The following is an 8,965-nucleotide window of genomic DNA, read 5'->3' as shown; positions in this document are numbered from 1 at the left end:
TAAATAAGGGTCAAAGAATCGCAGAAACGAAAAAATCCTTGAAAGCACAATGCTTTCAAGGATCAATCATGGTGCGCGAGGCGGGACTTGAACCCGCACGTCCGTAATGAACACTAGAACCTGAATCTAGCGAGTCTGCCAATTCCACCACTCGCGCATATTTGATTTTTAAAAAGATGGTGCGGATGGCGGGACTTGAACCCGCACGTCCATACGAACACTAGCACCTCAAGCTAGCCTGTCTGCCAATTCCAGCACACCCGCATGTTCATCTTTCAAACGGCTGTCTCTCAACGACCGCTTGGCTATTATAAGCCCAAAATAGGCCAAATGTCAACCTTTTTTTGAGAGAAAAAATAAAAAATTTTGCTGTAAGAGAAATGTCGGAAAAGCTCAGATTTTTCAAACTTTTCCGGCATCTTTTTTGCGTTAAAGCTGCGCGAGCGTCTCCCCCACGGCTCCCGTGATGACAAGGTCTGCACCAAGTCCGCGGTCGAGCGGCGTCTTGTTGATGACAACGAGCTTGTGTCCGCGATAGTAGCGCACGAGGCCCGCCGCCGGATAGACCGCGAGCGATGTGCCCGCGATGATGAGCACGTCGGCCTCCTGAATGTACTCCACTGCGCGATAGAGCGTCTTTTCGTCCAGGTCCTCTTCGTAGAGCACCACGTCGGGCTTGATGCGCCCGCCGCAGGTGCAGCGCGGCACGCCCTGCGAATGCTTGATGTAGGACACGTCGTAGAACTTGCCGCACTTCTCGCAGTAGTTGCGCAAGGTGCTTCCGTGCAGCTCGAGGACATTCTTGCTGCCCGCCGCCTGATGCAGCCCGTCGATATTCTGCGTGATGACGGCCTTGAGCTTCCCTTCCTTTTCCCACTCGGCGAGCTTTAAGTGCGCGGCGTTGGGCTTTGCGCCTTCGCAGAGGAGCTTCGCGCGGTAAAAGGCGAAAAACTTCTCGGGATAGCGCTCATAATACGTGTGACTCAGGATCGTCTCCGGCGGGTCGTCCCACTGCTGATGATACAGGCCATCCACGCTGCGAAAATCCGGGATACCGCTCTCGGTCGAAACACCTGCCCCGCCGAAAAACACGATGTTGTCCGTTCCGTCGATGAGTTCTTTTAATTTCTTGACTTCGTCCGTCATAGCTTCTCCTTTGCGCGCGTGCGCTTATCTCACATAGCTCTTGTCGATCTGCACCACAGCGAAATAGCTCGGATCCAGCTCGTGTACCGCCTTTTTGATCTTCTCCTCCGCTTCCCTGTCGCTCATTTTGCAGCCGTAGGGAACAACGGCGTCGAAGATCACATTCGTGTGCGTCGGCCCCGTGACCATGCGGAAATCGTGGATGGAGATGTTCTCGTCGATGCCCCGCACCAGTGCTGCGATCCTCTGGTGCGCAGCATTTACCGCTTCATCATTCGTCACCACGGGATCCATGTGAATGACCGCCTCGCAGCCGAGCTTATCGTGCAGCTGCTTTTCCACGTTGTCGATCTCGTCGTGCAGGGTGAGAATATCGCCGTGCGCGGGCACCTCGGCATGCAGCGAGATCATCACGCGGCCGGGGCCGTAATCGTGCACCACAAGGTCGTGGATGCCGCACACGGCCTTATTCGCCATCACAATATCGCGGATCTCCTGCACGAATTCCTCTGTCGGCGGCTGGCCAAGCAGCGGAGAGAGCGTGTCCTTTGCCGCCTGGAAGCCCGCCCACAGAATGAGCAGCGACACAACAAGGCCGCACCAGCCGTCGATCTGCCAGTGCAGGAAATAGCCCGCCAGTGTCGCAAGCAGCACCGCCGCGGTCGCCGCGCAGTCGGACAGGCTGTCTGCCGCCGTCGCCTGCATAGCGGCGGCGCTGATCTTCTTTCCCACACCGCGGTTGTAGCAGTACATGTAGAACTTGGCGCAGATGGAGACAAGCAGGATCGCCACCGTCAGTGCGCTGCACTCGACCGACTCGGGGTGCAGGATCGCGCCCACGGCATCGCGCAGCAGCTCAAAGCCCATCAGCAAGATGACGATCGAGACGATGAGACCCGAGATGTACTCGAGCCGCCCGTGGCCGAACGGATGCTCGGGGTCGGGCTTCTGCCCGGCCAAACGAAAGCCCAGCAGCGTCACGATGGACGCGCCCGCGTCGGACAGGTTGTTAAAGGCATCCGCCGTGACGGCGACAGAGCCCGCAAGCGTCCCCGCAAACAGCTTGAGCGCGAAGAGCAGCAAATTGATGACAATGCCCACCGCGCCGCAAAGCACACCGTAAGCGCGCCGCACTGCGGCGTCGGACGTGTTCTGATAGTCTTTGATGAACCGACTCGCAAGAAAACCGATCATAGTCTTCCCTCACTCGCTTTTGATCTGTAATTTCATGCGGCAGCAGAGGCGGTCAAGGTCCTCATCCGTTGCCGCAGGGATGCGCAGCTTCGCGCCGCAGCTTTTGCACACAAGGTCGACGTAGGTGCTGTGGATCTCCATGCCGTAGCTTTTGCTGCCGCAGGAGCAGGTGATGCCATCCTTGCGCGCGGCGATCTCCTTGAGCTCGGAGAGGATCTCATACATGATGACGCTGTCGGCAAAGGCGGCGGGGTCGTCGCCCTGCTCGCGCTCCTTGGCCGCCGCGAGCGAAAGCTGCTCCATCTCGTGCTCGACGGCGTAGTCCTCGCCGATGAAGCAGCAGAGCATCTTCGTATCGGGGCAGGCAAGGCCGATGCCGCGCCCGTGCAGGAGCTTGTCGGCGCTGCACTCCGCCAGATGCTCCTCACCGCACACGCCGCACGGCACACTCAGGCGGAATTTGTTCTCCTCCGCCTCGATGGTCAGGCTGGATTCGCCGCACTCGCAGCTCACGACCACGCCCGAGGCGCTCAGGGCAAACACGCTTCTCTGCTGGATGACGCGCTTGTGGCACGCGGGGCAGAGATAGCCGATGGTACGCATTTCTTCTTTCATTCCATTTCCTCCCGGAAAGTAAAATATCATATGGTAATTTGGATATTATACCGCGTCCGTGCGCAAAAAGAAAGGGAGAAACACGCTGTTTCTCCCTTTTCTTTTTGGTTTTCGCGCTTTACGGCTTGACCGCGATGGCCTCGATCTCGACCAGCGCGCCCTTGGGCAGGGCGGCCGCCTGCATCGCACAGCGCGCGGGGCACTCGCCGGAGAAATACTTGCCGTACACCTCGTTGACAACGCCGAAATCGCCGATATCGATCATAAACACGGTCGTCTTGACAACGTCCTCAGCCTTGCAGCCAGCCGCCTCGAGCACCGCGAGCAGATTCTTGATGCTCTGCTCCGCCTGCTCGGACGTGCCGCCGGGAACAAATGCGCCGGTCGCCGGGTCCAGCGGAAGCTGGCCGGAGACAAATACAAAACCGTTTGCTTCGATCGCCTGGGAGTAGGGGCCGACGGCGCCGGGGGCAGTGGTCGTAGAAATCACATGCTTCACGGAAAAATCCTCCTATATCAATGTATTTTTATCATAACATCTTGCGCAATATGCGTCAAGTACTCATATTCTTGGAAAAACGGCAGAAACTAATGCCACTTTTGAACGATTCCCCTAAATCCATCGGAAAGGAAGAGCGTGATGGAGCAAAAAACCGTCGGCGCGCAGACGCGCCGCCTGCGCACATGTCCCTCCGTCCTCTCGTTCGCCGCCGTCGGCGGGCGGTTCGAGGGCGAAGGCCCGCTGCGCGAATACTTTGACGAATTGAGCGAGGATCACTTCTTCGGCGAGAAGACCTGGGAAAAGGGTGAGAGTACCATGCAGCGCCACGCGCTCTCCCGCGCGCTGGAAAAGGTGGGGCTCAAGGTGAGTGACCTTGACCTCATCTTTGCGGGTGATCTTTTGAACCAGTGCGTCGGCTCGTCGTTCGCTCTGCGAAAGAGCCGCATCCCATTCTATGGACTCTACGGTGCGTGCTCCACGATGGGCGAGAGCCTGTCGCTCGCCGCATTGATGCTCGACGGCGGGTATGCCTCTTGCGTCGCGGCGCTGACCTCCTCGCACTTCTGCACCGCCGAGCGGCAGTACCGCATGCCGGTGCCCTACGGCTCGCAGCGCACGCCGACCGCGCAGTGGACGGCCACAGGCAGCGGTTGCTGCCTCCTCGCGTGCGAGGGCGAGGGGCCCTATATCACACACGTGACAACCGGGAAAATCGTCGACAAGGGCGTCACTGACGCAAACAACATGGGCGCGGCGATGGCCCCCGCCGCCTATGACACGCTGTGCGCGCTCTTTCGCGACACGAGGACAAAACCCGAAGACTATGACCTCATCGTGACGGGCGACCTCGGCAGGCTCGGGCATCAGATCGTCTCGGACTTTTTCGCGCGCGATGGGCTCCCTCTCGGTGAGCGCTACACCGACTGCGGGCTTCTGCTCTACGACATCGAATCGCAGGACATGCACTGCGGCGGCAGCGGTTGCGGCTGCTCGGCAAGCGTTTTGTGCGGGTATCTGCTGCGCGGGATGCGCGAGGGCAAATGGAACCGCATCATCTTCGCGCCGACGGGCGCGCTGCTCTCCCCCACGACGACATTTCAGGGCGAGAGCATCCCCGGCATCTGCCACGCGGTCGTATTCTCGAATCACAAGGAGGGATAAGCGGTGGATTATCTGAACGCCTTTCTCTGCGGCGGCATCCTCTGCGCCATCGGACAGATTCTCATCGACAAAACGCCCCTCACGCCCGCGCGTATCCTGGCGGGCTATGTCGTCTGCGGCGTTTTACTGACGGCCATCGGCGTCTACGAGCCCATCGTCAAATGGGGCGGCGCGGGCGCGACCGTGCCGCTGCTCGGCTTTGGCTACTCGCTCGCCAAGGGCGTCGAAAAAGCCGTTCAAGAGCAGGGGTGGCTCGGCGTGATGACCGGCGGCCTCAGCGCCACGGCAGGCGGCATCGCCGCAGCGGTCGTCTTTGCTGTGCTGATGGCGCTCATTTTTAAGCCCGGCGACAAGCGGTAATAATAAAAAACGAGGAGAGGGTTTTCACCCTCTCCCCTTTTATGGAAAATCGCTTTTTACGATGCGCGCAGGCCGGGCTCTTCGATCTGCTCAAGCGTCATCACTCTGGTGTGGCAGATTGGCTTCCACTCGACCTTCGTAAAGAGCGACGCAATGCAGATCGGCACGTAGGTGAGCATGAAGAGCGGGAACGTGAAGGCGTAGAGCACCTTTTTCCACGCCGCGCAGCGGATATTCTTCCACTCCGTCACGGTCGTGATCGCGCCGAGCACAAAGAGCGTTAAGTACAGGCTCATCAGCGTTTGCAGCACGGAGACCGCCAGCACCGCCATCGAACCGCCTGACGTCGCGTTCGCGATCGCCGCGCCGATGTTCACGACCACGCTCAAACCCGTGAGCACCGCCGCGGGCATGATATTCATCGTCATGTCATAGCAGGAAAAGCTGCCGCGCGCAATGCCGGAGAAGAGCTCGGAGGCGTACTTGCGGAACACCTGCAGGTAGCCCTTCGACCAGCGCATGCGCTGGCGCCAGGACTGGGCAAAGCTCGTGGGCTGCTCGTCATAGAGCACCGCGCCCGCCGCGTAGCCGACCTTTTCCCCGCGCACGACGTTGTCAATGGTAAACTCGATGTCCTCGGTCAGCAGGAAGAAGTTCCAGCCGCCGCACGCTTCCAGCACACCGTCGGAAAACAGAAAGCCTGTGCCAGACACGGCGCAGCTGCTTCCAAGGCGCATGCGCGCGTTATTGAGATACTGCGCCTCACGCAGGAACCACAGCGCATAGCCCGCGGAGATCCAGTTGTCGCCGTAGTTTTTGGAGTTGCGGTAGCACGTTACGATCTCATAGCCGCTGGAGTAGACCTTCTCGATCTCGGAGATGAAGTTCGGGTCGAGGATATTGTCGGCGTCCAGCACGAGATAGGCATCGTAGTGCTTGCGGCCCGGGCGCTTGATGCGCTTGAGCATTTCATTGAGCACATAGCCCTTGCCGACATGCACCGTATCGTGGCGCTCAAAGACGATCGCGCCGCGCTCGCGCGCCACGCGGGCCGTGTCATCCGTGCAGTTGTCCGCGCCGACGTAGATGTCCACGTGGTCCATAGGATAGTTCTTCTGCGCGTGGATGCTGTCGAGCAGCTGGCCGATGACGTTTTCCTCGTTGCGCGCGGCGATGAGGACGGCAATGCGGTGGTTTTCATTGCGGCAGGTGAATTTTTTCCGCTTCAGCAGCGCCACCGCCACATAGAAGAATTGATAGGAATAGCATACGAAAAATAGCGCCATGATGACGGCGTTGATCGTGATGACAGTCTGCATAATATGTTCCTCCATTGCCGGAAGCTCCGGCCCATTTTGGTTTCTTTCCCGCCTGTGGGAAAAGTTATATCATGCAAACCTTGTGATTCCACTGTGAAAATTCTTAACAAATTCCGAACATCCACGGTAGAAATTATTAAGCCCTGAAATGAGTAACAGGCAGCGCCGCTGGCGCTGCCTGTTCACTCTTTTATAATGCAATCGCGCCCGGTTTGACATCAAAATCGTGGTTGGCGATGCACGCAACGCAGTTCCGCTCCCGACTCTGTTGATCCACGCGAGCGACTTTTTCTGCGCCGCGCGGTCGTCGGCGATGCCGGAGAGCAGCATCTGCTCCCACGATTTTTTCGCGTAGCCGCCGTCGGCGCAACCTCCCGTCCTCCCCCGTGATCCTGAGCGCGCACAGGCCCTTGGAATGGCCCGGAATGTTGACCATCACAAGCATCCCGTCGCCGAACACATCGTAAGACCGTCCTGCGGAGCCCATAAGGCCATTCCAGTCGAAGGTCTGCATCTTCGTGCCGCGCCACCAGTCCGCATTGTAGCGGATGCGGTTGACGGGTGAGCCGTTCTCCGCGAAGCGCAGTTCGTCCTTCAAAACGAGAATTTTCTTCGCGTCCGCGACCAGCTTGAGGCCGTTCGCGTGGTCGTAGTCAAGATGCGAGAGCAGCACCGCGTCCCAATCGACAGGCGCGACGCCCCGCGCCGCGAGCTGCTCGTCGATGGCCGCACTGCTTTCGACAACAACCTGATTCGTAAAATACAGCGGCAGCGAGCCGAGCGAGCGGATCTGCGCCCTGCGCTCAAAGACGCCGTGCGGGCTCATATCGCGTGCCAGCCGCAGTCGAACAGAACGTTCCCGTGCGCGCACTCGATGAGATAGGCCGAAACCGGCAGCCAGAGCCGTTTCGACTTTCTATCCAGCACGCCAGACGCCTTGAGCGCGCTGTAATGCTCGCCGCCGAACGGCAGCTCCGGCGCGACGCACACCTTGCCGATGTGGAAAATATGAATCTTGATCTCGCTCATCGTCTGCCTCCCGTCTTGAAATGCCATCAAATCCCGCTTTTTTCGATCTCTGCCAAAAGGCACTTGCAGCCCTCTGAGACATCCCGCCACGTCGCTTCAAAATCGCCTGTATACCACGGGTCGGCGACATCGCCCGGGCGGTCGGTGTAGTCGAGCAGGCGGTGCATTTTCCCTGCCGGATCACCGCCGCAGATGCGCTGCATGTTTTTGAGGTTAGCGCCCTCCATGCTGATGAGCAGATCGTACTCCTCGTAGTCCTGCGCCGTGAGCTGGCGCGCAGCGTGTCCCTCGCAGGAAATGCCGTGCTCGGCGAGCTTGCGCCGCGCGGGCGGATAGACGGGATTGCCGATCTCATCGCGGCACGTCGCCGCGGAGTCGATCTGAAATTCGTCGGCAAGTCCTGCCTTTTCGACCAAGTCCTTCATCACAAATTCCGCCATCGGGCTGCGGCAGATATTGCCCAAGCAGATAAATAAGATTTTCGTCATAGTCATTCTCCGTAAGTTTTGATAACCGTAGTGTAACAGAAAATGGAAAATCGTCGAGAAGAAATGCTGTCTTTTCGTTCAGAACTTGTTTGTAAATTCGATACCGCCTTTCCAGTCCATAGAAGGCGTGCTATGATTTTATGGGATCGCAGAACACACTAAAGAAGTACGGAGGTGTCACATGACTGCAGATCAAGGACAATGTGAGAAATTTATGGCAAAACTTTCTAAATCAGGATTGGAACTCCAAAAGGACTTTAGCCGCCTCTCGCCGGAAAATCAAAAGCGTTTTATGCAAGAGGTCAACCAAAGGCTAAAGTGTTTTGGACATGCAGTAACCATTACCGATATTCTACAGAGTCTATTTTGTGGGACGAGTTGCTATCTTCTGCCCAGGATAAAATTATAAACAATAGTGTCAACTGTAGAACAAAATCGGTGAAGTAAACTACTATGTCGCCCACAATGTAGCCCACGGAAGGAAATTCCAAACCGAAGCAAAAACGTTTTTACCAAAAACAAGAAAAACCTTGAAACCGTTATGGCTTCAAGGTTTTTACTTGGCGCGGAAGAGAGGATTTGAACCTCCGCGGCGCTTTTTACACGCCCTACTCCCTTAGCAGGGGAGCCCCTTCGGCCTCTTGGGTACTTCCGCAGGTCGATGGAAAAATTCAGTTGGCGGAGAGAGTGGGATTCGAACCCACGGATGCTTTCACATCGCCGGTTTTCAAGACCGGTGCCTTCAACCGCTCGGCCATCTCTCCGGATAATGAGTTCACGTCTAACTCTCAAACGCAAGAATAATATTACCATATTGAAGTACTGTTTGTCAACATAAAATACGAGAATTTTCATAGAATATCCTGTTGAATAAACTCAGAAATTCTTGATTTGGATATCCGATCTGTTTGTGACGTACTTCCAACTGCCCCACTGAATTCAATTCACTGGATCGTAACGAAATATGAACCAATATATCTTATCCAACCAAAAAGGATAGCCTGCACTATATCCCTTCCTCCAAAACAATAAAAAGAGAAGCCACTCTCTTGAGTGGCCTCTCTCCATGTTGGCGCTACCTATCTTTCCGGGCCGTCTCCAGCCAAGTATTGTCGGCAGAAGCGAGCTTAACTTCCGTGTTCGGGATGGGA

General features: G+C 57.1%; 11 protein-coding genes, 4 tRNA genes, 1 rRNA gene and 1 other annotated feature. Of the genes, 3 read left to right on the top strand and 13 right to left on the bottom strand.

The genetic code is table 11. The features are described from left to right. Positions 1–69: 69 nt before the first annotated feature. The 6 genes from NI20_RS0112565 to NI20_RS0112540 form a co-directional block, all read right to left on the bottom strand. Positions 70–157: transfer RNA gene (locus NI20_RS0112565), tRNA-Leu, on the bottom strand. Between the two features lie 20 nt (positions 158–177). Then, positions 178–264, bottom strand: a tRNA-Leu gene (locus NI20_RS0112560). Positions 265–429: 165 nt separating this feature from the next. Then, positions 430–1,146, bottom strand: a complete 717-nt coding sequence (locus NI20_RS0112555) for an NAD-dependent protein deacylase (protein ID WP_033121737.1) — start codon at positions 1,144–1,146, stop codon at positions 430–432. A gap of 24 nt (positions 1,147–1,170) precedes the next feature. Beyond that, positions 1,171–2,340, bottom strand: coding sequence for a cation diffusion facilitator family transporter (locus NI20_RS0112550; protein ID WP_033121736.1), 1,170 nt, complete (start codon positions 2,338–2,340; stop codon positions 1,171–1,173). A gap of 9 nt (positions 2,341–2,349) precedes the next feature. After that, positions 2,350–2,955, bottom strand: a complete 606-nt coding sequence (locus tag NI20_RS0112545; RefSeq protein WP_033121735.1) for a hypothetical protein — start codon at positions 2,953–2,955, stop codon at positions 2,350–2,352. A gap of 118 nt (positions 2,956–3,073) precedes the next feature. Continuing rightward, positions 3,074–3,454 (bottom strand): RidA family protein, encoded by a 381-nt coding sequence (locus tag NI20_RS0112540; protein ID WP_033121734.1) that lies wholly within the window; start codon positions 3,452–3,454, stop codon positions 3,074–3,076. 141 nt (positions 3,455–3,595) lie between these two features. Between NI20_RS0112540 and spoVAD the strand changes: the two genes are divergently transcribed. Next, on the top strand, positions 3,596–4,618 hold the full coding sequence (gene spoVAD / locus NI20_RS0112535; RefSeq protein WP_033121733.1) for a stage V sporulation protein AD: 1,023 nt from the start codon (positions 3,596–3,598) through the stop codon (positions 4,616–4,618). A gap of 3 nt (positions 4,619–4,621) precedes the next feature. Then, positions 4,622–4,978, top strand: a complete 357-nt coding sequence (spoVAE, locus tag NI20_RS0112530; protein ID WP_033121732.1) for a stage V sporulation protein AE — start codon at positions 4,622–4,624, stop codon at positions 4,976–4,978. A 56-nt stretch (positions 4,979–5,034) separates the two neighbouring features. Here the strand turns inward: spoVAE and NI20_RS0112525 are convergent, their stop codons facing one another. The 4 genes from NI20_RS0112525 to NI20_RS0112515 all read right to left on the bottom strand — a co-directional run bounded on the left by NI20_RS0112525 (position 5,035) and on the right by NI20_RS0112515 (position 7,814). Beyond that, positions 5,035–6,297: a glycosyltransferase family 2 protein gene (locus NI20_RS0112525; protein ID WP_033121731.1), complete on the bottom strand. Its 1,263-nt coding sequence runs from the start codon at positions 6,295–6,297 to the stop codon at positions 5,035–5,037. Positions 6,298–6,448: 151 nt separating this feature from the next. Further along, positions 6,449–6,510, bottom strand: a sequence feature (DnaX frameshifting element). Further along, a complete protein-coding gene (locus NI20_RS13890; protein ID WP_197055397.1) occupies positions 6,488–7,123 on the bottom strand; it encodes an MBL fold metallo-hydrolase in 636 nt (211 codons plus the stop codon). It overlaps the preceding feature by 23 nt. Further along, positions 7,120–7,326 carry a hypothetical protein gene (locus tag NI20_RS15465; protein ID WP_197055396.1) on the bottom strand — a complete coding sequence of 69 codons (207 nt, stop codon included), beginning with the start codon at positions 7,324–7,326 and terminating at the stop codon, positions 7,120–7,122. The genes NI20_RS13890 and NI20_RS15465 overlap by 4 nt, the downstream gene beginning before the upstream one ends. Before the next feature lie 26 nt (positions 7,327–7,352). Next, positions 7,353–7,814 (bottom strand): low molecular weight protein-tyrosine-phosphatase, encoded by a 462-nt coding sequence (locus NI20_RS0112515; protein WP_033121730.1) that lies wholly within the window; start codon positions 7,812–7,814, stop codon positions 7,353–7,355. 181 nt (positions 7,815–7,995) lie between these two features. On the opposite strand from NI20_RS0112515, the gene NI20_RS0112510 reads away from it, so the two are divergent. Beyond that, positions 7,996–8,223 (top strand): hypothetical protein, encoded by a 228-nt coding sequence (locus NI20_RS0112510; protein WP_033121729.1) that lies wholly within the window; start codon positions 7,996–7,998, stop codon positions 8,221–8,223. Between the two features lie 152 nt (positions 8,224–8,375). Here NI20_RS0112510 and NI20_RS0112505 read toward each other — a convergent pair. The 3 genes from NI20_RS0112505 to rrf all read right to left on the bottom strand — a co-directional run. Then, positions 8,376–8,469 (bottom strand) — tRNA-Ser (locus NI20_RS0112505). Between the two features lie 21 nt (positions 8,470–8,490). Further along, a tRNA-Ser gene (locus NI20_RS0112500) sits at positions 8,491–8,578 on the bottom strand. Between the two features lie 303 nt (positions 8,579–8,881). Beyond that, positions 8,882–8,965 (bottom strand): 5S ribosomal RNA (rrf, locus tag NI20_RS14340); the annotation flags it as partial.

Source organism: Oscillibacter sp. ER4 (assembly GCF_000765235.1).
GTDB lineage: Bacteria > Bacillota > Clostridia > Oscillospirales > Oscillospiraceae > Hominicoprocola > Hominicoprocola fusiformis.
The sequence above is the reverse complement of the archived record's forward strand: the minus strand, read 5'-3'. Positions and strand labels throughout refer to the sequence as shown.

Coding starts and splice junctions, on each gene's coding strand:
- NI20_RS0112545 (WP_033121735.1), bottom strand. CDS start 2,955: ATGAAAGAAGAAATGCGTACCATCGGCTATCTCTGCCCCGCGTGCCAC.
- NI20_RS0112515 (WP_033121730.1), bottom strand. CDS start 7,814: ATGACGAAAATCTTATTTATCTGCTTGGGCAATATCTGCCGCAGCCCG.
- NI20_RS0112555 (WP_033121737.1), bottom strand. CDS start 1,146: ATGACGGACGAAGTCAAGAAATTAAAAGAACTCATCGACGGAACGGAC.
- spoVAD (WP_033121733.1), top strand. CDS start 3,596: ATGGAGCAAAAAACCGTCGGCGCGCAGACGCGCCGCCTGCGCACATGT.
- NI20_RS0112525 (WP_033121731.1), bottom strand. CDS start 6,297: ATGCAGACTGTCATCACGATCAACGCCGTCATCATGGCGCTATTTTTC.
- NI20_RS0112550 (WP_033121736.1), bottom strand. CDS start 2,340: ATGATCGGTTTTCTTGCGAGTCGGTTCATCAAAGACTATCAGAACACG.
- NI20_RS0112510 (WP_033121729.1), top strand. CDS start 7,996: ATGACTGCAGATCAAGGACAATGTGAGAAATTTATGGCAAAACTTTCT.
- NI20_RS13890 (WP_197055397.1), bottom strand. CDS start 7,123: ATGAGCCCGCACGGCGTCTTTGAGCGCAGGGCGCAGATCCGCTCGCTC.
- NI20_RS15465 (WP_197055396.1), bottom strand. CDS start 7,326: ATGAGCGAGATCAAGATTCATATTTTCCACATCGGCAAGGTGTGCGTC.